At 45.8% G+C, this 24,412-nt stretch carries 12 protein-coding genes; 5 read left to right on the top strand and 7 right to left on the bottom strand.

Annotated features, from left to right (window positions below; genetic code table 11):
* Positions 1-2 precede the first annotated feature (2 nt).
* A complete protein-coding gene (locus tag NIASO_RS13975; protein WP_044046328.1) occupies positions 3-3,113 on the bottom strand; it encodes a SusC/RagA family TonB-linked outer membrane protein in 3,111 nt (1,036 codons plus the stop codon).
* 571 nt (positions 3,114-3,684) lie between these two features.
* Between NIASO_RS13975 and NIASO_RS13980 the strand changes: the two genes are divergently transcribed.
* Positions 3,685-4,584: a helix-turn-helix domain-containing protein gene (locus NIASO_RS13980; RefSeq protein ID WP_008586816.1), complete on the top strand. Its 900-nt coding sequence runs from the start codon at positions 3,685-3,687 to the stop codon at positions 4,582-4,584.
* On the opposite strand, the gene NIASO_RS13985 is transcribed toward NIASO_RS13980, so the two are convergent.
* The 4 genes from NIASO_RS13985 to gcvT all read right to left on the bottom strand — a co-directional run bounded on the left by NIASO_RS13985 (position 4,578) and on the right by gcvT (position 11,243).
* Complete coding sequence (locus tag NIASO_RS13985; protein WP_025298988.1) at positions 4,578-4,853, bottom strand: hypothetical protein; 276 nt, start codon at positions 4,851-4,853, stop codon at positions 4,578-4,580. The genes NIASO_RS13980 and NIASO_RS13985 overlap by 7 nt on opposite strands.
* 457 nt (positions 4,854-5,310) lie before the next feature.
* A complete protein-coding gene (locus NIASO_RS13990; protein ID WP_008586819.1) occupies positions 5,311-9,072 on the bottom strand; it encodes a DEAD/DEAH box helicase in 3,762 nt (1,253 codons plus the stop codon).
* Between the two features lie 327 nt (positions 9,073-9,399).
* A complete protein-coding gene (locus tag NIASO_RS13995) occupies positions 9,400-10,125 on the bottom strand; it encodes a 2-phosphosulfolactate phosphatase (protein ID WP_008586820.1) in 726 nt (241 codons plus the stop codon).
* Positions 10,126-10,157: 32 nt separating this feature from the next.
* Complete coding sequence (gcvT, locus tag NIASO_RS14000; RefSeq protein ID WP_008586821.1) at positions 10,158-11,243, bottom strand: glycine cleavage system aminomethyltransferase GcvT; 1,086 nt, start codon at positions 11,241-11,243, stop codon at positions 10,158-10,160.
* 288 nt (positions 11,244-11,531) lie between these two features.
* Here gcvT and NIASO_RS14005 point away from each other — a divergent pair, with 288 nt between their 5' ends.
* The 4 genes from NIASO_RS14005 to NIASO_RS14020 all read left to right on the top strand — a co-directional run bounded on the left by NIASO_RS14005 (position 11,532) and on the right by NIASO_RS14020 (position 18,998).
* Entirely contained in the window at positions 11,532-12,776 is a 1,245-nt protein-coding gene (locus NIASO_RS14005; RefSeq protein ID WP_025298989.1) for a serine hydrolase, read from the top strand.
* Positions 12,777-12,946: 170 nt separating this feature from the next.
* A complete protein-coding gene (locus NIASO_RS14010) occupies positions 12,947-13,612 on the top strand; it encodes a sterol desaturase family protein (RefSeq protein ID WP_008586823.1) in 666 nt (221 codons plus the stop codon).
* Positions 13,613-13,840: 228 nt separating this feature from the next.
* Positions 13,841-17,119, top strand: coding sequence for a SusC/RagA family TonB-linked outer membrane protein (locus NIASO_RS14015; RefSeq protein WP_008586824.1), 3,279 nt, complete (start codon positions 13,841-13,843; stop codon positions 17,117-17,119).
* Positions 17,120-17,132: 13 nt separating this feature from the next.
* Entirely contained in the window at positions 17,133-18,998 is a 1,866-nt protein-coding gene (locus tag NIASO_RS14020) for a RagB/SusD family nutrient uptake outer membrane protein (RefSeq protein ID WP_008586825.1), read from the top strand.
* Positions 18,999-19,735: 737 nt separating this feature from the next.
* Here NIASO_RS14020 and NIASO_RS14025 read toward each other — a convergent pair.
* Both NIASO_RS14025 and NIASO_RS14030 read right to left on the bottom strand, forming a co-directional pair.
* Positions 19,736-21,049: a vanadium-dependent haloperoxidase gene (locus tag NIASO_RS14025; protein WP_008586826.1), complete on the bottom strand. Its 1,314-nt coding sequence runs from the start codon at positions 21,047-21,049 to the stop codon at positions 19,736-19,738.
* The gene (locus NIASO_RS14030; protein WP_008586827.1) at positions 21,049-24,375 is read right to left on the bottom strand and encodes a VCBS repeat-containing protein; all 3,327 of its coding nucleotides are present in this window, start codon (positions 24,373-24,375) and stop codon (positions 21,049-21,051) included. The genes NIASO_RS14025 and NIASO_RS14030 overlap by 1 nt, the downstream gene beginning before the upstream one ends.
* Positions 24,376-24,412 lie beyond the last annotated feature (37 nt).

The raw sequence follows: 24,412 nt of genomic DNA on the forward strand, positions 1-24,412 counted from the left end.
TTTTAAAAACTAAAATTGGCCCCGATCATAAACGTACGGGGGATAGGGAAGGTGCTCAGGTCCTGTCCGTAAGTTCCCGTAATATTATCCTTGGTAGAATTTGCCTCCGGGTTCATCCCTGAATAATGGGTGAAAACAAAGGCCTGCTGCACGCTGGCATAGATGCGGGCCGACCGTACATATTTCAATATATTTTGGCGGAACGTGTACCCCAGCGCAATATTTTTTATTGTAAAAAAGTTACCGTTTTCCACCCAGGTCGAATTTGCCAGGCGGTAGAGCTCGGTGGTTCCGCTGCGGGTGCTGGGCACCAGGCCGTTGCCCGGGTTGGCTTCGGAACGCCACCGGTTCATCATATCCTTTGCAACATTCATTACTCCATCCAGATTGGTCCAGTCTGCCCGGTTGGCATTCAGGATCTGGTTGCCTCCCTGGCCATAACCCACAATGTTCAGGTCAAAATTCTTATAGCGAAAGGTATTAGTGATCCCATAATTATATTTGGGGTTGGGATCGCCGATGAGGGTACGGTCGTTGGCATCCACCACCCCGTTTCCGTCCACATCCTTCATGCGGGCAGATCCCGGTGCGGAGGTAACATATTTAGGCTGGCTATTATATTCCGCCTGCGTTTTATAGATCCCGTCAAACACATATCCGTAAAACTGACCGATCGGGCCGTGCAGCACTGTGCGGTTGTAGCCCGCATAGGTGGTGTTGTTACCAATAAACTTTATATTATTCGATGGCAACTCCAGTAACTCATTCTTCATTAGGGAAATATTGAAATCTGTTGTCCACTCAAAAGCACCTACCAGGTTACGGGAGCTGATCGAAAATTCATGACCCCACATTCTTAACTTACCTACGTTCATCTGCACGTTGCTAAATCCTGACTCATAGGGAAGACTGAGCTGGTAAAGCATCCCGGAGGTGATCTTGCTATAATAATCGTAGGAAAAAACGATCCGGTTCTTCAGGAAATTGATGTCGGCACCGGCATCCACCTGTGCAGAGCTTTCCCAGGTAACATTCGGATTACCTAAACTTGGGCTCAATACAAACCCGGGGGTAAGGGTTCCGCCAAAAACATAGTTAGACCCCGTAACGTTGGTGACCATCGTGTAATTCCCAATGTTAAAATTACCGGTTTTACCATAGCTGGCTCTTAATTTTAAGAAAGACACCACATCATTTTTCTTAAAAAACCCTTCATCGCTAATGATCCACCCTGCAGAAACGGAGGGGAAGTCTGCATATTTTACAGACGGCCCAAAACGGGAAGAGCCATCCCTTCTAAAAGTCGCCGTCAGCAGGTATTTACCTTTGAAATCATAATTCAACCGGCCAAAAGCAGACGCCATAGACCAGGCGTCTTTATTGGTAGACCCGCTGGTAACTGCGGCCCCGGAGATCCAGTATATCTGATCGTTGGCAAAATTGGAGCCGTTGATGTTCCGGTATTCCCGGTTCCACTTCTGAGCACTGTAGCCGGCTAAAACATCCAAATGATGATCGTTAACCTGCAAATTGTAGTTAAGCGTATTTTCATTCAGCCAGGATACATAATTATAGGAGGCGTGTGCCCCGGTGGAGCTGGATGTTGGCCGGGGCAAGGTTGACGCGCCTAATCCAATACCATACATCGTTCCCTGATAGTTATCCTGCTGGTAAGTGCCCAGATCCCCGTTAATGGTGGACTTGATATGGAGATTTTTTAAAAGAGCGATATCAAGATAGGCATTACCCAACAAGCGAAGCGATTTAAAACGCGCATCTGCCAGCAGCAATTGCTGTACCGGGTTGTTAAGGTTCAGCATACCAAAAGAGCTTACGTTGCTGTTGAATGTTCCGTCGGCATTATAAATGGGCTTTAAGGGCGATGCGGCCGTAGCGTTTGCTATGATCTGACGATTGCCATCGGTATAGCTCCGTGTATTTTCCTCCACCTGGTAGGAGGGCGCCAGGTTCAGGCCGATCTTGAACCGGTCGCCGGGACGATATTCCGTATTGGACCGGAAAGAAAACCGTTTCAGGTTGGTATTCAACAGTACGCCGTCCTGGTCAAAAAAAGACAGGGTAGAAGATGAAGAAAGTTTCTCGGTCCCAGAAGATAAATTGAGCGAATAATTCTGCATAGGAGCCGTACGCAACAGCGCGTCATACCAGTTGGTGCCCTTGCCATACTGATCGGGGTTGGCATAGTCGTTAGGAATGCCTTTTGTATAGCCTTCGTATGCTATTTTATCCTCGTAAACGCCTTTCATGTAAGTGGCAAATTCATGGGCATCCATCATATTGGGCCGGCCCTGCTGTGGTACGGTTTGCCAGCCCTGGTAGGTATTAAAGGTAACGCTGGTGCGGCCCGCCTTTGCCTGTTTGGTGGTAATTAAGATAACGCCATTCCCTGCGCGGGAACCGTAAAGCGCCGCTGCTGCTGCATCTTTTAAAACAGTAAAGGTTTCAATATCGTCCGGATTGATCAGGCTCATATCTCCATTTTTGGTGTCGGCGCCTGATAAGATCTGTCCGTCAACCACCACTAATGGCTGGTACCCGCCGCTTAGCGAAGCCGCTCCCCGGATACGCATGTCGATACCCTGGCCCGGGCGCCCGTTGGCCATATTAATTTGTACGCCGGAAACGCGCCCCTGGAGCTTTTGTCCAAATTCTGCCGCCGGAATATCCTGTGCCTTGGCAGCATTAAGCGTACTCACGGCACTGGTAATGTCTTTGGCTTGCCGGGTACCATAACTTACCACTACTACTTCGTTCAAATTATTATTTCCTTCCGTTAGCAAGAGGTTAACCGGGTCGGTTGCTGTTACCGTTACCTCCTGTGTGCCATAGCCCACGCGCGATACGATTAATACCGCCGGCAGCCGCGTTTTCAACTGAAAACTTCCCTTGCGGTCTGTTGTGGTGGCCGCCAACCGGCCTTTTACATTTACAGAGGTACCCGATAATTCATCGGATGTACGGCTCAGGGTAATGGTTCCGGAAATTGTTTGTTCGCCTTGCTGGGCATGCGCCAGTCCTCCAACAAACAGGAGTAATAATAGCAGGCATCGTTTAAAAAACGATACTGTTTTTGGTAATGTGTACAACATCATAAGTGCTCTTTTAAAATAGACAATAAAGGTGATCTCCGGCAAACGACGGAGTATTAATTTACATTTTCTGATTTATCAAAAACAAGTCCCCGGGGTACAGGCTTTCGTACCCGGCCATTTAAATACCTGGCTAACCCATCTTATAGAACACAGATTCCCCACAAACGCCCGCTACGACGGTTCGTATACTTTTTTTCATATCATAAACAAAATGTGCCTGTTACCACACAAAATGGTATGAACTTATAAAAACAACACTTAACCGGGCTTTCGGGCCAATCGTTCACACGCCCCACAACCGTTTATCGAATATACTATACCAACTACCCAAACCACATACACAATCGAGTTTTTAATTTATACTTTTTGATATTTTCCATATTTTTGAAGAGAGAAGATTATTTGTTTTTGAGAAGCTTTAAAACGGCATAAATACACGGATCCCGCCGGCAGGTCAGTTATAACATCTGACGCAGTTATACTTTCTGAGTCCGGCCAGGTGAAGTACTTCGGCAACTATTTCGTAAGTCAGTGGCGTTTGTATTAACAACCAAAAAATATTCAGTTAAAAATGTTGAACTTTCACAAATACCTGGCAAAAACATCTGTAGAGGATAGCTGGGGGCTTTATGTAACCACTGTAGGCTATTCAAAGATCCGGGAACACCAGCCTTACCCGGTGAGTAAAGATCACCCGAACACCCACCGTTTTACCTGGAACAAAGGGCGCATCCTTAATGATTATTATATCGTTTTTATATCGAAGGGGAGCGGCGTATTTGAGACCGCCCACCAGGAGGCCTCCACGGTTAATGAAGGAAGCTGTTTTTTATTGTTTCCCGGCACCTGGCACCGTTATAAACCTTTGTCAAAAATAGGGTGGGAAGAATACTGGATCGGGTTCAACGGCTTTTATCCGCAGCACCTGATGGAATCGGATTTTTTTAATAAAAAAAACCCGGTCATTCATGTGGGGCTGAACGAAAGCCTCCTGATGGCCTTTCATGACCTGATCGGCACCATTAAAACCGCGGCACCCGGGTATCACCAGCTAATTGCCGGATTCGCCCTGCAAATAATATCGCAGGTTTATACGGCCTCTGTTTATAAAAAGGAAAATATCAATGATGCGCTGCAGTATATTTCTAAAGCCAAATTTTTATTACAGGAAGCATTAGAAAGCGATGTGTCTATGACGGCGATAGCCAAACAGCTTATGGTGAGCTATTCCAAATTCAGAAAAGACTTTAAGCAGGTAACCGGGATGTCGCCCAACCAGTACCACTTGGAATTGAGGCTGGGAAAGGCATCGGAATTACTGCGCGCCTCCAACCTTCCCGTGATTGAAGTGGCTGACCAAACAGGGTTTGAGACCCTTTTCTATTTTTCCAGGATTTTTAAAAAGAAATTCAACGTATCTCCCAGGGAATACCGGCAGTTGCATCGAACCACGCAGCACGCGGCTTATTGATCCAATTTCCAGTAACGGCCAAACACCCCTACATATTTTTCTTTTCGTGCGGGCGCCACCAGCCGGCCGTTTTCGGTTACCGGGTTTTGCGCATCTACATAAACAGCGGTTACCGTCGCATACAGGAACTTATCCTGGTAATCGACCACCGGCGGCAGTTGATGGGCAGACTGAATAAATGTCATAAAGCGCTCCTTTTGGGGTTTGGTAAAGTAAGCGATGAGAACGAGGCCTATGATAAAAAGCAATATGGATCTTCTGAATTTCATTGTTTGTTTTATTTACGGCCGGGGCGGAAAAACGGGAAGCTTTTATTTTCCCGGCTTACCGCCTTCCCGGCGAAAAAGATATTTTATGACATTCTTATTTTTACATATGCCATATAAGATGTATGACAAATGCACTTTTGATAAAGAAACGCTCAACTCAGACGGGGTATTTTGGTTCCGGGGGAGCCCAGTGTTTCTAGCATCGTTGTGCAAAGACACATCGGCTCTCCCGCCTCAGCGGGACCGCGTAAACACGGGGCACCTATGGGGCCCAATCTCCCCTCGCACATTCTCTACAAACACGCCGCTCCTGCCGGAGCTGAAAAGATATTTTCTACCATCCTTATTTTTACACATACCCTAATACGCTTAGATTAATTGCAGAATGGCGTATAGTTTCGGAAGACGCGAAACGATAAACGAGCGTTATTTACGTTTATCGTTTCACCTTTCACGATTAACTAAATAGATATTCCACATCTTCCCTGGTTAATGATTTTACAAATCCCGATTCATCAGAAATAAGGTCTTTTGCCAATGCTTTTTTCTTATCCTGTAATTTAAGGATCTTGTCTTCAATGGTATCCTTACAAATCATACGATAAGCAAAAATATTTTTTGTTTGCCCGATCCGGTGCGTACGGTCGATCGCCTGTTGTTCCACTGCCGGGTTCCACCAGGGATCTACGATGTAAACATAATCTGCCGCGGTAAGGTTGAGCCCCACCCCGCCGGCTTTTAACGAGATCAGGAATACCCGTACTTCTTCATTTTTCTGAAAGCTTTGAATCGCTTTTTCACGATCCGGCGCAGAAGTGCTTCCGTCAAAATATTCGTATTTAATGCCCAGTTCATCCATTTTTTGCCGGATAAGCCCCAGCATTCCCAAAAACTGGGAGAAGATCAGGGCTTTATGATCGCCCATATTTTCTGAGATCTCCCGTACCAGCTCATCTATTTTTATCGAATGATTTTCGAACGATTCTTCTTCATTCAGGATGGCGGGAGAATCACAGATCTGGCGCAGTTTCATCAGCCCCTGCAAAATGGTCATTTGCGACCGGCCGATGCCCTGTGCTTCAATATTGCCGAGGATCTTATCGCGGTAATCGTTCCTATAAGCGTCGTATATGGAGCGTTGCTCGGCTTCCATTTCGCACCAAAGGATCATTTCCTGTTTTTCCGGGAGGTCCTTCGCCACCTGCTCTTTTGTGCGCCTTAAAATAAACGGGTACAGTAATTTTCTCAGATGTTCTTTTCGATCGGCTTCGCCCAGTTTATCGATGGGGATGGCAAATTCCTGCCGGAAGAATTCAATACTACCCAGCATGCCGGGGTTCAGGAAATTCATTTGCGCGTAAATATCAAAGGTATTGTTCTGCAGGGGCGTACCGCTCATACAGATACGGTGTTTTGCATTAATGAGGTAGGCCGCCTTTGTAACCTTGCTGGCAGGATTTTTAATAGCCTGACTTTCATCCAGCACTGCATAATCGAAGGGAATACCCACAAATAATTTTATATCGCTCCGCAGGGTTCCGTAGGTGGTAATAATTACATCCTGTTTAACTATATCTTCGGTATTCCGGGTACGGGTGGGGCCGTGGTGGATCCGGTAGGATAAGGAAGGCGTGAATTTTTTTATTTCATTCTCCCAGTTATAGATCAACGTGGTGGGGCAAATTACCAGGATCTTTGCATCCGGGTGCTCCTGCTTATAATGCTCCAGATAAGAAAGGGCCTGTACGGTTTTACCCAAACCCATATCATCCGCCAGGATGCCGCCCCAGTTCACATTGCGTAAGTAATTGATCCACTGAAAGCCGGCCATCTGGTAAGGGCGCAACACGGTTTGCAGGTGCTCCGGCGGGTCGATCTCATGAATTTTTTCAAAGTCCCTCAAGCGGTTATATTTTTCTTCCAGCTCAAACACCAGCTCTTCTTCATTTTTTAATTCAAAGAGCTCATCCACCACGCTTTTATGGTATTTGGAAAGCTTCAGGTTTTGATTGGCGCCTTCGCCCACGCGGAATAACAGGGAGTATTTCTTTAGCCACTCTTCCGGCAAAACGCCCAGGGTGCCGTCATTCAACTGCACATACATTTGTTTGTTGGCCAGCGCCCGTTTTACCTCGGCAATAGATACCTGCTGATCGCCAAATAAAATATCCACTTTGGCATCAAACCAGTCTGTATTACTCGAGATAAATATTTTGGTTTGCGGTTTGGCGGTATTAAAACGAAAGTTACGCAGGGCGTCATATCCAAACACCGGCACCTGCATTTCCTTCATGGCATCCACGAATAAAAAGAACCAGTTGTCTTTTAATATTTCTGTGCCTTTTAATGACAGCGTGCCATTTTCTTCATTCATTATCAAATTGGAATGAAGGTTTTTTAACCGTGCAACAAAGGCTTGTTCTTTTTCTTTATTGCGATGAATGGCCATGATCTTATCTCCTTCCGGGATCAGAAAAACTTCTTTCCCCAAAAGGTCCGTTTCATAGCCCTTATAAGAAAACTGTGGTTTAAACACAAGGTGCTCCCCTTTTTCTATCAGCAGCAGCCGGGCCTCGGGGACAATATTTTTCATCACATGCAGCATGGAGGCGTCAAAATCCACCTTGTGCTCTTTTGCCAGGGGCAGAATAAACTCGTGTAAGGTTGCCGCCCATTCAGACGCCGGTATGATCATTTTACCACCGGGTAAAAATTTTTCAATCAGGCTGATCGTTTCTGAATTATTAAATAAAAACAGTTGGTGGTTATACAGGAACACCAGCGGCGAGGGGCTCTCATTCTGCTCTACCCCGTGCACCATGCCTCTTAAGCGCACCAAACAATCGCAGCTAAAGGCATCTGCACCTTCGCGGTCCACATAAAACTCCGTAACCGCCGGTTCAGGAAAAATATCTATCTGTTCTATATTAGCCGTAACAAATTCCTTTCCTTTCGGGAGCATAAACGCGAGCGCATCCGTTCCAGCGTCGGCGATCAGCCTGCGCAGGCGGGGCAACATGTATTCATTAACGAGCTGCACGATTTCTTTGCCGGGCATCGCGTCCGGCAATTCTTCTTCCCAGGAGGTATTGAACGGTGTATTGCGACTGATATATTTGTTGATTTCTATATCCTGCAGGCGGCGCACGGCATTCAGCAGGTTAATGTCATTTTCATTATATTCGCTGGTATCAATAAAATGGGTAATATCCAGCGCGGCAGTGTTCCCCGCAAAACCCGTTCCGGCTTCGTTCAGTTCCCCCGAAACTACGTGCACCTGGAAAAACGGGTAGGCCGATTTGTTAAAGTCGAACACCAGCCCCAGTTTGCGGTCGGGGGGCGTTTCTGCCACGGCAACATCATCTTTCTCAACCAACTGTTGTTGTTTTGCCTGTACTGCGGCCGGCTTGTCGGTCAGCACTGTCGTATTGATCCTTTTGATCTTTGGATCCAATACCCGCAAAAAAGGTTTTCCGTCTTTGAAAACAAATTCAAATTTTCCTTTAAGGTTATCACTTAAAGAGTATCCATACGCTTCCAGGAGTTTGTTCTTTTCAACATCCCGGTTACGGATGGTATCAAAATAATCGGCGCCATGTTGTTTTATTAACTGAAGGAACACGATCACTTTGGGCAAACAAAGCGGATGATCGGTATCCTCGTACTCGCAACTGGTATCAAAATTCCGCTCATCATTCTTTTTGATCGCCACTTTATAATCCGTTTCGTTTAACGATACAATGGCCCGTACCGTTTCATCCTGTGCGTAGAGGATCTTTGCTTTCTTTTTTTGCAGGAATTTTTCTGCTTCGTTAAACGTCTCCGGAGCACACAGATAGCGAATAGACCTTACGTCCAGGCTGCGGATCTTTACCACTGTATGGCGCTGATCGTAGTACACTTCTTCATCATCCAACTGTCCCTTGTCGATCAGCTCCTGCAGTTGGAACAAAGACGCTACTTCATGTTTGCAAACTTCGCCCAGGTTGTAGGGACAATTACATTTTAAGGAAATGTTCCTGGGATCATTGAATTTTTGAATATGTACTTTGTAAAAAGTGCTGTAGGTATCATCTTTTACCCTGAAGAAGATGCTACCGGTTAGCTTGTCGTATTCTATCAGTTCAACAAAACCCAGCGCAAATGTTTTCTTTCCCCTGCGAATGACTTCATCCGTTCCAAATGTGTAAACGTGTTTTAATAAATGTGGTAATGCCAATCTATTGAATTATGCTTAGTTAAAAATTATTTTTTGGGGTGACCAAAAAGCCGGAAACTAATAATTAGCCGGGAAGCCTGTAAAAACGGGAAGTTTTGTTTTTTTTCGATCTTTTAAAACTTTCCGTCTTACCGCATTACCGGCATAAAACATTTTTTAGTCAGCCACTTTTCATAATCAAAACAAAGGCCCTGTTTGAGGGTTTGATTACAAAAAAGACAATCGGCAAAAATAAATGAATCTTATCGGCTTTTCCTAGTATTTGGGCAAGATTTTAAGAAAATTTAGTGCGCGTATTACACAGAAAAAAATTGTACCTTTGGGGGTTTATCCCGCTACCAGATGTCCGTCTTTATATAGCGGCAACACATCTGCACTATCTTCTTCCAGGCAAAAAGCAATATCATCAATATACCCGAACCGGTTTACCAGGCGATGATAATGCGTCAGGTTTTTTGCAAAGCTCAATAAATCAGCCTTATTATGGGTATACATATATTCCGCCATAAACGAACTGTCGCAATGAATGGAGAAATGGTCTTTAATGCGATTGATAACGGCGCCCGCAAAAAGCGTGTCCTCAAGGTTAAATTTATCTTTCCATCCGGCACAGGCCAGAACCGTATTTTTCTTTTGCTGCAACAGGTAATTACATACAGAAGACAGGTTCGGAAACGATCCGGTCACAATATCATCCGCCCCCAGCTCCAAAGCCATGTGCAGCAACCGGGTGCCATTGGTTGTGGTAAGTACCAGGACTTTATCTTCAATAAATTCCCGTTTATATTCCATGGGAGAGTTGCCGTGGCTAAGCCCTTCCGCCAATTTACCGTCGCGTTCGCCGGCAGCGATCCCTCCAACCTCTTTACTGATCTTAATGGCTTCGGAAACGGAATCAACCGGGATCACAGATCCGGCGCCGTTATGCAAGGCTGCCGCTATGGTTGAAGTAGCGCGGAACACATCAATAATAACCACTACGGTATCCTGCAGATCATATAAATGGATCAGCGCCGGGGATAACGATGTATACAGTGTGGGTTTATCGTTCATTAAAAACAGGTCTTTACAATCAAAAACAGCGCTCAGGCAAAGGGTAGTTTCACCACTTTTGCTTTCAGTAATTTATCACGCACCTTAATAAAGAGCGCCGTATCAAAAATGGCAAACTCCTTTTTTACATAACCCAGCCCGATCGCTTTACCCAGCGATGGTGCTTGTGTGCCAGATGTTACGGTTCCGATATTATTTCCACCGGCATCACAGATCTCGTATCCATGACGCGGAATGCCTTTATCTGTTAATTCAAAGCCGACCAGTTTGCGTTCCACGCCCGCTTCTTTTTGTTTTTTAAGCCGTTCACTGGCCGTAAAATCTTTGGTGAATTTTGTGATCCAACCCAGGCCTGCTTCCAGCGGGGTGGTGGTGTCATCCAGATCATTACCATAGAGGCAATAGCCCATTTCAAGGCGCAAGGTATCGCGGGCTGCCAGGCCTATTGGTTTTAGTCCCTTCGGGCCGCCTTCGGCAAACAGTGCCTCCCATATTTTGTCAGCAGCGCCATCACTGTTTTCAAAATAGATCTCAATACCACCGGCTCCGGTATAACCCGTGGCGCTTATTAAAACGTTTTTTACACCGGCAAACGTACCCTTTTCGAAAGTATAGTACTTTAAATTGAGGATGTCCACATCCGTTAAGGGCTGCAAGAGGGCCGTGGCATTGGGTCCCTGAATCGCCAGAAGGCAGGTTTTATCTGAGATATTATGCAGCTCTGCGCTGTTGCTGTTATGACTGGTGAGCCAGTTCCAGTCTTTGTCGATATTTGCCGCATTAACAACAATCATATAAACCGCATTCTCTTCAATACAATAAACGATCAGGTCGTCGATTATACCGCCCTGGTCATTGGTAAAACAACTGTATTGCGCCTGGTTCTTTTTTAATTTGGCTGCATCATTACTGGTCACCCGCTGGATCAGTTCCAGCGCCTGCGGGCCCTTTACAATAAATTCGCCCATATGGCTTACGTCAAACACTCCTGCATTTTTCCTCACGGTTTGATGTTCTTCATTTATTCCCGAATAACTGATCGGCATATTATACCCTGCAAATTCAGCCATTTTGGCTCCCAGGTTGATGTGTTTTTGCGTAAACGGAGTTTCCTTCATATAAAACTAATATTGGCACAAATGTAAGTGGATTCGGGGAAGGGAAAATAAGATTTTTGTTTCCCGCAGAAGGCACAGAATAACACAGGTTCTTTCTGGAAGCCATAGTTTTTTAAGGTTGGGCATTAAAAACAAACCCTGTGTTAGTTTGGTTTCCTGGTGAGACACGGGAGACTGGGGCGATGCGCGGCAGAATTGTACTATTGCTGTCACACAAGTCCCCTGGTCGCGGGCTTCCCGGCTGAATATTCCTTTTGAAACAATTTCACGATGTTGTATCTTTTCCGAATGAAACGTACTTGTTGTTTGATCCTTTTATTCCTTTGTTCGATGGCTACTACTGCTCAAATCAAAAATGACGGCTTCTTTGAACAATTATTGCGGAAAAATGCTTCGCCCTTGCTGACGGATGTTTTAAACAAACCGGATACCTTTCAATACCAGCTTATTTATACGGAAATAAAAAGAAATAAAAACCAGGAACCGCAGTTTATCGATCATTACCTTAATGTGGACCGAAACCGTTACTTCAATCCGGCGTCCACCGTAAAAATGCCCGTGGCCTTTGCCGCGCTGGAAAAGATCAACCAGCTTAACGGTAAGATCACGGTGCAGGATGTAATGCTTACGGACAGTTCCTACAGCGGCCAAACAGCCGTTACCACCGATTCTACAGCGGAAAATAACCTGCCTTCTATTGCCCACTATATAAAAAAAATATTCCTGGTCAGCGATAATGAGGCCTACAACCGGTTATATGAATTTGACGGACAGCAATACTTAAACGAGTCTCTTTGGAAAAAAGGATACAACGATATCCGCATCACCCGCCGGTTTACACCTATGACCGAAGAAGAGAACCGGCATACCAATGCCATTCGTTTTTTTAACAAGGGGCAATTAATTTACACACAGCCCCCGGCTTACAGCACTATCCGTTTCCGGTTCCCCAAAAACAAGATCCTTGTTGGCAAAGGCCATTGGGACAAAAACGACAGTCTCATCAACACGCCGATGGATTTTACCACGCACAACAATCTTCCATTGGAGGATGGCTATCATTTGTTGCGCTCCGTATTATTTCCTTCATCGGTTCCAGCCAGCCAGCGGTTCCAGCTTAAGAAAGAAGACTATGAATTGCTGTACACGTATCTATCTGAACTTCCTTATGAAAGCCGTTTCCCGAAATATGATACCACCGAATTTTTTGACAGTTATACCAAGTTTTTCTTTTTCCGCGCGGGCAAAGAAAAAATACTTTCTTATATAAGAGTATTCAATAAAGCCGGCTGGAGCTATGGGTTTTTAACGGATTATTGTTATGTGGTGGATTTTAAAAATAATGTTGAGTTTATGCTGAGCGGCACCATTTATGTAAACAGTGACGGCATATTGAATGATAACAAATACGAATATGAAACCATCGGCTACCCCTTTTTTAAAGAAGTAGGAAATATCATCTATCGCCATGAATTGAATAAAAAACGGACTGTGACGCCTGATTTAAGCAACTGGCGCAAGACATACAACTGATCGTTTTGATTTAACTCTTATAAACACTAACGCGCCAAAAGCAACAGGGCCGCTTCTTCCAGGAATACCCGTACTATAACTTACGCACACCCTGCAACAATATATCGCAATTATTGGTTATTTGACAGAGGTCATACCATCATCAATTTATTTTAGTGTAATTTTGCGCCATGAAATTCGAGAAGATTCATAATAAAGGACAGGCCAGGCTTTTTAAGAACGACTACCTGGAGATGCTGACAAAAACACATCCGTTGGTTATTTGGGGTATGTATATTCCTGTTATTGCCTATATGTTATATTATAGCAATGACACTAATAATTATAGCTGGAGCGCTGTTTTTTTATTCTTTTTTATTGGGATTTTTTCCTGGAGCTTTTTTGAATACCTGGCGCACCGGTTTATTTTTCATTGGGTAAGCGATAACCCCGCAGCGCAAAAGATCTCTTATGTAATGCATGGCAACCACCATCACTACCCAAGAGACCGCCAGCGTTTATTTATGCCACCGGTGCCCAGTCTGATTATAGCATCCGCCTTATTGGGCGTTTTTTATCTTTTTATGGGCTCCCGCGCTTTAATGTTTTTCCCCGGGTTTATGCTGGGCTATTTAATGTATGGAACCATGCACTACGCCATTCATGCCTGGAACCCGCCCTTTAAATGGATGAAAGGCCTGTGGCGCAATCACCACCTGCATCATTACAAAGACGAGCATAAAGGCTTTGGTGTAAGCAGTACTATCTGGGATCATGTGTTTGGTACGATGTTCGATCTTAAAAAAGAGAAAGAGGACAAAGAAAAAGTGCAGGCACTGATGTTTGATAAAAAATAGTTTCCAAATTCTTTTACAACTTTTGAAAATCTGTCTGTTATACTGACAGATTTTTTTTATTAAATCAATCCATACTACTGTTCCTCTTTTTGTTTTTGTATTTCTTACATTTATTTTGTTAGTAACGGGTGAATTAAAAATTAAAAGATTTATATTTGACCCGATAGGTTGACTTGTCCCTGAATTGCTTTGCCGTCAACTACTTTTTATTACTAAACCAGAAATCTTATGCTTCAATGCAGTAACCTGCGTGTGCCTACTCTGCACGCGCCTTTCAAATCCACAAACGGGCTCTGGGTAACAAAATGGATGCTTACTCTTTGTTTGTTTTTCTTTGCATCCCTGGGTTATGCAAACCCTTTAATTACAAAACATCCACCGGATAAAACCGTTTCCGGAAAAGTTACAGATGAAAAAGGAGCGCCTGTTGACGGTGCAACCGTCTTGCTCAAAGGCACTTCTGTTGGGGTTACCACTAACGCAGAAGGTGTTTTTACTATTAAAGTGCCCAACGCCGGTGGCATCCTGGTTGTTTCTCATGTGGGCTTTGTTGACCAGGAAGTAGCTATAGGCAATAAAAGTAATCTCAACATAACCCTCATAAGCAGTAAGTCGGAGCAACTGACAGACGTAGTAGTTGTGGGTTATGGTAAACAGAAAAAAGTAACCGTTACGGGTGCTGTAGCACAGGTGAAAGGGACTGAATTGGAAAAATCACCGGCCGTGAACCTGTCCAACTCGCTGGCGGGCCGTTTGCCGGGTGTAACCGCCATGCAGCGAAACGGAGAGCCGGGGGGTGATGGCTCCACGTTACGCATTAGGGGAACCAATACACTGGGAAACAGTTCTCCCCTGGTGGTTATTGATGGGGTGCCCGACCGCGCGGGTGGACTGGAGCGCCTTAATCCCGCTGAAGTAGAAACCATGTCGGTGCTAAAAGATGCATCGGCTGCCATCTACGGAGCACGCGCGGCCAACGGTGTTATCCTGATCACCACCAAACAGGGAAAGGCAGGAAAACCGATGCTCAGCTACGATTTTAGCAGGGGCTGGCAGCAACCTACCACCATTCCAAAAATGAGCAATTCCGCACAGTATGCCGAGCTGATGAATGAACAGAAACTATTCTCTGATGTACCCTACGCAGAATGGGGCGACGCCTGGAAGGCATTTAAAACAACCGGATCCTATACAAAAAAAGCTGGCGGAGTTGTAAACTCCTATTATACGCCAGACGACCTGAAAAAATTTGCAGATGGCTCCAGCCCGTTGACACACCCCAATACCGACTGGTACCATACCGTATTCAAAAAATGGGCTGCCCAGCAAAATCATACCCTGCAGGTTAGCGGTGGCTCGGAAAATGTGAAATACCTGGCATCCCTGGGCTATTTAAAGCAGGATGCATATTACAAAAACTCTGCAACCGGGTACCAGCAATATGATATGCGGATGAACCTCGAAGCCAAGGTAAACAAATATATCACTACTACTTTTGGCATCAGCCTCCGGGAGGAATATCGTCATTACCCAACAGAAAGTGCCAGTACTATTTTCAGGATGCTGCTACGTGGTAAACCTACTGAAATAGCCCAATGGCCCAACGGACTCCCGGGGATGGATATCGAGAATGGTCAAAACCCCGTTGCCATTACCACAGGAGTTACCGGGTACGATCGTAATAAGAGAGACTATATTCAATCCAACGGCCAGATAGATATTACCAATCCCTGGGTAAAGGGGTTAAAACTGACCCTGCAGGGGGCCGTGGATAAATACATCCGCCGCGACAAACGGTTTGCCACTCCCTGGTACTTGTATAACTGGGATAAAAAAACCTATGAAGCCGATGGCGTCACCCCCAAACTCACCAAAACGTTGCGGTCCACTTTTACCGACCCAAATCTAAGACAGGCGGATGAGGCTGAATTACGTGTAAATATGGTGGGCATGCTGAGCTATGACCGCGTTATCAAGGACGCGCATACCATTGGCATTATGGCCGGTATACAAAGGGAAACAAGAGACGGGGATAATTTCTTCGCTTACCGGCGCTATTTTATTTCTGATGCCCTGGACATCCTGGATGCCGGGGGCACTGTTTCGCAAAACCTTGGCGGCAGCGCTTTTAACCGGGCTACACTGAGCTATTTCGGACGAGCCACTTATAACTACCGGGAGAAATATTTAGCCGAATTTGTATGGCGTTATGATGGCTCTTATTTCTTCCCTGTAAACCGGCAATTTGGATTCTTCCCCGGTATAATGGCGGGCTGGAATATTTCCAAGGAGAAATTCATGGAAAATGCACGATTTGTTAATAATCTGAAACTCCGCGCTTCCTACGGCCAGATGGGTAACGACCAGGTGGAATTTAACGGGGTTATTCCTGAATACGGCTTTTTGTCCCTGTACCAGTATGGAACCCGGATACAGAACGGTCAGGTGGTTAAATCATTACAGGAAAGCATCGTACCCAACCCCAATTTTACCTGGGAAGTGGCCGATAACGCCAACCTGGGCCTGGACGGAACCCTATTGAATAATAAGATCAATTTCACCCTTGAAGTATTTAGAAACCAGCGGAAGCAGATCCTTATTCAACGGTTAGGCTCCACTCCGCTTAGCTCTGGTATTTCCGGGAAACTGCCACCTGTAAATGCAGGACAACTGGAAAACAAGGGTTTTGAATTTAGCGTGGGTTATAATGGCCGGGTAAATGAGTTTACTTACCAGGTGAGCCTGAACGGTGCTTACACGAAGAATAAAGTGGTTTTCTGGGATGAAAACCCGGGCGTACCAGTTTACCAGCGCGCCACCGGGCACCCCTTTGGAACCAGCGGCTATTCTTTCCTGGCGTATGAGTATGACGGGGTATTTAAAGATGCCGCAGACATAGCCGCCACTACCAGCAAGATCAGCTATGATGCCGTTGAAAAAAACCTGCGCCCCGGTGATATGAAGTTCAAGGATGTGAATGGCGATGGTAAAATTGACGCATTGGACCAGGTAAGGCTGGATAAAACCAGGGATCCGATCTACACCACCGGTTTCAGCCTTAATATGGCCTATAAATCCTTCGATCTGTCTATCCTTTTCCAGGGGGCCTTCGGTGGCTTGCAATTACTGAACTTCAACGAAACAGGTGAATTTGGTAACTGGTTAGATTACAGTTATAACCATCGCTGGTCGGCCGATAACCCCAGCAGTGTAGACCCCAGGCTGGTGAGCCGTACCAATACCTATTATACATCCGGGTACCGCCAAAACACCTACTGGTTAAGAAGCAATAATTACCTGCGGTTTAAAAACTTTGAATTGGGTTACAACCTGGATCCAAATATTGGAAAGCAAATCGGCATTAAACAGTTCCGGGTATACCTGGGCGGGCAGAACCTGGTTACCTGGCAAAAGTTGAAACTATGGGATCCGGAAGGAACTGCAGAGAACGGATATATTTATCCTCAATCCAGAATCTTAAGCGTAGGAGCCAGAGTAACTTTCTAAAAATTATACAGCAATGAAAAAGACAAACTATATAAATATCCTGTTCCTTTTGGCAGCAAGCCTTGTGTTTACTGCCTGTAATAAAGGATTCCTGGATACCAAGCCTCAGAGTAAATTTCCCTCGGACGTAACCTGGTCGGACCCTGCTCTTGCCCAGGCTTTTATAAACGGGTTATATGCCGGATTATATGAAGGCGGATTCTCGGAAGAAATGCTGTCCAGTTTTACGGATGAATCCATTTTTACCCACGCCGGCAGGGGCATCAATACAGCAATGGAGGGCAACTTAAACCCGTCCAACACAGGGCTGATACTTGCGGCTACCGACTGGGGGAATATGTATAATATTATCCGCATGACCAACCTGGCTTTGGAAGGCCTGGCTACCGCCACTTTTGATAATCCTTCTTTAAAACAAAAGCTGGAAGGAGAGGCCCGGCTACTCCGCGCCTATTATTACCATCAGTTGCTGCGTTTTTATGGCGGGGTGCCGCTGATCACAAAATCCTATAAACTGGGGGATGATTTTAAAATGGCCCGCAATACCTATGCAGAAGTGAGTGATTTTATAGTAAAGCAGGCCGATACAGCTTATACACTACTAAAAGATAAACAGATGCAACGCGGTGATGTTTCTGCGCTCATGGCGCTGGCGCTCAAATCACGGCAGTTGCTTTATGATGCCAGCGACCTGCATGATATACCCACTGCCAAGACAAAGTCAACAGTATTATCCGGGTTTGCCAAACCGGAGCTACTGGGTTTCGTAAGCGGCGACCGAATGGCCCGCTGGACAGCCGCCCGGGACGCTGCAAAAAAGGTGCTGGATGAAGCCGGTTCCGGTTACAAGACGAATCTTACCGCCCCGGCCTCCTTTGATGATGCGAAAAAGAATTACCTGTCCATCGCCATGGGCGGCGCCAGTAAGCACCCCGACGCCGATCCGTCTGTTACCACCACTAAAGAGTCGATCTTTGAACGGACCTTTAGTCCGGACCTGAACGAAGGCGCGCAACAGCATGGCTTGCGACAGGGGCCTAACGGCTATAATAACTGGGCGGGAAATACGCCGATAGAAGAGCTGGTGGATGACTATGGTATGATGGACGGAACGCAATTTGACTGGAACAACCCGGCTGAAAAAGCAGACCCCTATGTAAACCGCGAGCCCCGGTTTTATATTTGCTTTTTGTATGATGGCGCTCCCTGGAAGCCACGGGGCAGGCCTGAAGATCCGGCCAACCAGATACAAACAGGGTCTTACACTATAAACGGAACCATTCTTCCCGGTTTGGACACCCGCCAGGGGCCGATCGAAAACTGGAACGGCAGCTTTACCGGCTATTATTTCCGCAAGTTTATTGACCCCGACCCCAACCTGCGGGATAACTCCGGACGCCAGTATGTTCCCTGGCCTTTCTTCCGGTATACCGAAGCCATGTTTAACTATATTGAAGCCTGTATTGAACTGGGCCAGGATGATGAAGCAAGAACCTGGCTGAACAAGATCCGGTACCGGGCGGGGATGCCGGCGGTTACAGAATCCGGCGATGCGCTACGTCAACGCTACCGTCGTGAAAAAAGAGTGGAGATGGTTTTCGAAGAGCAGCGTTACTTTGATGCAAGAAGATGGATGATTCCCGCTCAGACAATTGGCAGAAAAGCGGTTTATATACAGGTAACCGGCGTTTTAAAACCGGGAGCTACCGCGCCTTCCCCCTACCGGAAGGATAAGACTTTGTTCGATTATACCTATACTCCCGTTGAAACCAACAGCCTGGAAAACCGGACCTGGCTGGACAAAATGTATTTTCGTCCGATCCGTTTGGACGAGCAACAAAAAAACAGCCTGCTGGAGCAAAACCCGGGATATCAATAGTAAGACGATATAAGCCGGCATAACCGGAGCACATAAAGGTTATCTCAAAACCCGTGGCCGCAACAGATGCCGCCGCCTTTTGAGATAACCTTTTTTTATACATTTTTAAATCAACGCTGCAATAATACTAATTAGAAAAGGCTTCGTCAAGCTGTTAATGACAAGTGCTGCAAGTTGCTGGAAATGAATTTATATAAGGAGCGTCATCCGATAGTTATCGGATCCGACCGAAGTTTTGCCCGTAAAGCAAAACGAGCGGAGGAATCCGGAGACCTCTCGGTTCTGTCCCGAAAACATTCGCATATGCGTCAAGGTAGGTAAGAAGATCAACCAGCCCCAATGGGGGCTGCCGGTAGGTAGAAAAAATGTCATCTACGATTATTACGCCCCAGCCGGGGCGTTTAGTGATTAACGAAATTTAGATTCTTCATGCAAAAAATATTAGGTCCTGGTTATCAATGTCTCCATCACCTGGCGGCCCTAACAGGCCGCAATGCTACGTTTAACCTACCATCTACCGGCCAGCGGCCCCGATGGGGCCTTAACGCATATGCGAAAACATTCGGGACCCCACTGCCAATGACATATGTTGTTTTTAAGTTATGAAAACCAATCATTAATGTTGCCGTCGTTTCGACGAACTCCGATGAAGGTCGGGAGAAGTGATCGGAGAAATCTTGTTCTTTAATGATGGGATTTACCTTCGCCCTCCTTCGTTTTTCAGGCTCATTATACTTTTATTTTGTTTTTGAACCCGCGCTGATCTTTTCTAACACCCGGGCTCCCACTTTCAGCCCCTGCTCCCGCCCGTTGTTGATGGCGTCCATAAAATGAATGCCACCAAAAAACCTTGAAAGGCCGGCTTCAATTGCTGCATTCTGAAAAGAAGCAAATTTTCGGGGAGGCAGTCCATAAGAAACTTCTACACTATCGGTAAACGGGAAATTATCGCCAAAATAGTGTGTTAAAATTGTTGCCGAAGTAGCCGATGCTACTGAATGGCCACTCGTATATTCCGGAAAGGGCGGCGTTTGCAACAACGGTTCCCAGGTGGGGTCTATATACTTTCGTATAGCGGTTTCGGGTCGAATACGGTTGCTTCTGAATTTTTCATCCCAACAACTGATAAACGCGTCCATTAACCCTACTGACATTGTTGTGTAAATAAACATCGTTTGCTCAAAGCTTTTTTTCGTAGTGGCGCAGACTATGCCGGTAATGCCCAGCCAATGTGCTCCCGGGGATATCTTCTTTACCCCTGCCATCAGATGCCCGTTATCCTGCACGGCAAAAGGATTACAATCCCAAAAGGCAGCGATTGTCTTTTTTGATGAGTCTAACATTTCCTTATAGTTCCCCATCATAAGCGTATAGAAGCCTGACTCTTTACTTTTTGAAAAGGCCACCGGGGGAGCCGGCTTAAACTGCGCTGCCGAATCTAACGTAAACGGGCGTACCTTATTAAAGTAAGGCTCTACCGCTTGCATAAATGCCGGGGGAGTGGGGTACCAGTTCCCTTCATTCCCAAGGGGGGTATATTTGGGCAGGGCGCTTAATTTATTATAGCCGTCTGCTTTGGCATACGCAAGGATCCTGTCGCTGATATAAGTCGCATACCGGTGGGACTGATCAATTACCTGCGCATCTAATCCTGCATTTTTGCAGGAATCAAGAAACTGCTGCTCGTATTTTTTTAAAAGATAGCCTGAAGGCTGCATGCTGCCTGCTGTTTCCAACATCGCCAGTAAGGCGCTTAACTTTACATTATATCCTGTAAGGGTTTTATTCTTTTTAATGACCGGATATCCGTTTAGCACATGCCGCATGGTTTGGAGCGAATCATTATTGGCTGCCAGCACTTCATAACCGGCCAAACAGGCGTAGGAGTAAAACCTTGCCGCCAGCGGCGGGCTCGTAATATCGTGCACCATCACCTCAGTCATCCGGGTTATAACCTGACTGATATCGATGTTATCAAAATCCCTTGGTTGTTTTTGGGGTAACCCGCAGCTATAAAATAAAAGAAGCCCCAATAAAATTTTCCTTGTCATTATTTTGCTTTTGCCCTGTACGCCTCAATGGCTCCCTGGTTGATCCCAAAAAATAAAATATTGTTTATCTCCAGTACGCTCCGGATATCCCCTTTTAGATGGAAGCCGGACTGCGGCTGTGGCAGATAACTGAAGTTGCCTTTACCATCGTTCCGGAGCAACACACCATAATTCGCATCGCTTTTCCCAAACCGTAGTCTTGCATGATTGCTGTTTCCACAAAGCAGCAGGTCTTCATTACCATCTTTATCAAAATCCAGTGGCGTAATGGTAAATACCGGCGCAAACTGGGCCTGAACAGGCAATGCTGTTTTGCGAAATTTATTATCCGCCCCCATCAGGAACAAAGAGGTTTCCAAACAATTTGCTTTTAGCCGTTTTGCGTCTTTTAATTCTTCCGGGGTGAAAATATCTTTGATCGTTGCACCTGCATAACTTTTATAATCAGGGAAACGGGTGCGCATGCTGCTCATCTGGTCAAATAGTTCATCGCGCGTTACATAAGGATAAGTCTTGCCCTGGATATAAAAGCACAGAATGGGGTCGATCGATCCGTTATTATCAAAATCTTTATAATAAAGTTCCGCAGGCTCCTTATCGCTTACCTTGCATTGCATATTGGTTCCCTGGTTTCCTATGATAATATCGGGCTTCCCGTCTTTGTTTACATCTGTTACCTGTATTTTGTTCCACCATCCGCTCAAAGGCTGATCAAAATATTGAGCCGTTTGATCTTCCAGCTTTCCGTTATGGTTGATCAAAACGGTAACCGGCATCCATTCGCCCACTACGATCAGGTCATTTTTCTTATCTCCGTTCAAATCTACCCAGGCGGCATCCGTAACCATGCCGGCCTTTTGAAGGGAGGGCGCCAGGGATGCGATCCGATCCGTAAAATGCCCCTTGCCGTCGTTGATCAACAGGTAACTTACCGGTGTTTGCGGGTATTGCCCGGGCAGCACCCGGCCCCCAACAAACAGATCCAAAAAGCCATCTCCATTAACATCGGCAGCCCGAACACAACTTTTACTTTCGCGCATAGCGGGCAGCGCTTCCTTATCTTTTTTGAAATGCCCTTTGCCGTCGTTTATATAGATCCGGTCCTGCAACAGAGGGTCATCCGGTGCATAATTATGGTACCCGCCACTTGCTATGTACAGATCTAAAAAGCCATCTCCATTCAGGTCTGCGAATAAGGCATCCCCATCTTCATATAAAGAATCTGCTTTAATATCAGGGCTTTGCTGTGGTATAAAGCTGCCGTTTTTCTGCTGCAGGTACAGCACACCGGGGTGCCCGCTTCCACCACCCACATAAATATCTTCCAGGCCATCTTTATTAATATCTGCTTTTGCCATGCAGGGGCCCTGGAAGGAGAGGGGATTGATCAGCAGGGGTTGTCTTTTAAAATCGTTAATGGCGTTCTTTGCGTTATTGTATAATATCGGCGATTTGATTTCCTGGAAAGCCGGCTTTACGGGAGCAGATGGGCGGTACACTAAATTGGCATTTTTTTCATCCAGGGTGAGCTGCTGGTTGGCTTTAACATTGGGAATAACCTGCATGCCGCCGCGCTGCCAGATCACTTTTAAAGAATCGATCACCGAATCGCCCCCCAACCCAAAATGCAGCATAGCCGATACAGTAGACTGATACCCTCTCGCAGGCATTTGTTCCAGATATTGTTGCTTATTTTTCTGATAGAGGTACAATTTGGCGCCAATGCCCTCGGTATTGCCTTTATCGCCTTTTAGTTTTATGGTCAGGTAGTTATTATGCGCTTGTTGCGAGCGCTCATTTCTGTAAATAAATGCGGGTTGATTAATATTATTCACAATTACATCCAGGTCGCCGTCGTTATCCAGGTCTGCATAAACTGCCCCGTTACTATTGGAAGGCTGCGTAATGCCCCATTGTTTACTAACATCGGAGAAGGTCAGGTTGCCGTTATTCTTAAAAAAATAACTGCTTACATTAGACGCCGGTATTTTCTTCACCAGTTCCAATACTTCCTCCCGTTTTAAACGCCCTTTACTTTGTATATAGTCATTCATGTATTTTATAAAATCCATATTGGTAAAATCGCGTGTATAACCGTTGGTCACAAAAAGATCTTTCCAGCCGTCGTTATCATAATCGGCAAAAAGCGGCGCCCAGCTCCAGTCCGTATTGGATATATGGGCCAGTTGCCCGATCTCACTGAAAGTGCCATCGCCGTTATTTAAATGGAGCATATTGCGCATATACTGATAGTAAAATCCATTGCGTACATTCAGATCAAATTTCTCATAATTATCAGGAGCAAATAACAGTTTTTGCCGCTTATTATCTTCCGGCAACATATCCAGTGTAAAAATATCCGTCAGGCCATCATTATTAACATCCGATATATTATCACCCATAGAAAACTGGGAAATATGGCCCAGGGCCGATGCCAATTGGTTCGTAAAGGTTCCGTTCTTATTATTCAGGTACAGGTAATCGGGCACACCATAGTCATTCGAAATATAAATATCCGGCCATCCGTCCTGGTTGATATCGGCGATCGCAGCACCAAGACCATAGCTGAGCGCAGAATGACTGATGCCGGACTGCGCCGTGATGTCAACAAAATGATTATTGTCGTTGCGGAACAATTTGGGGGCGGCATTGGGGTCCGGTTTGGAAAGCACCGCGGCCGTACTTGCTTCGTCCAGCACCGGTAAATTATCGGGGTTATGATTCAGCAGCAGCATGTCCAGGTCTCCATCGCGGTCAACATCAAAAAAATACGCTTGCGTACTATAGGAAGAATCTGCTAAACCATATTGGGCGGCCTGTTCGCTGAAATGCGGCGTTCCCTGCTGATCGTTCCCTTCGTTAATAAACAACTGATTGATGCGGTGCTCCCCCCGCACTTTGCCGGAGTAACATAAATAGATATCGGGCTTACCATCCCCGTTTACATCGGCAATCGTTACACCTGTTTTCCAGGGTCCCGGTCGCCCTGCAACGCCGGCACTGCCGGTAACGTCGGCAAACTGCATATTGCCTTTGTTCAGGTATAATTTGCAGTCAACCATATTGCCCGAAAAATAAAGATCTTCCAGTCCATCGCCATTCAGATCGCCCACGGCCACCCCGCCACCATTATAGACATACTCATACATCAGCACATTAATATTGGGCCCCTCGGTAAGCGTGTTACTGAAGGAAACATGCGTGCTATCGCCCGGCAATAATGTAAATAAGTGTGCGGAGTTATCTTTTTTAGCAGTTTCTTTTTGATGACAGCCACAAACCAGTATGGCGGCAATTATACCAAAATATAATCTGAGCAATTTCAAAGTAAATCAATTTGAGGATCCGGAAAAACAGATATGC

Source organism: Niabella soli DSM 19437, assembly GCF_000243115.2.
Lineage (GTDB): Bacteria > Bacteroidota > Bacteroidia > Chitinophagales > Chitinophagaceae > Niabella > Niabella soli.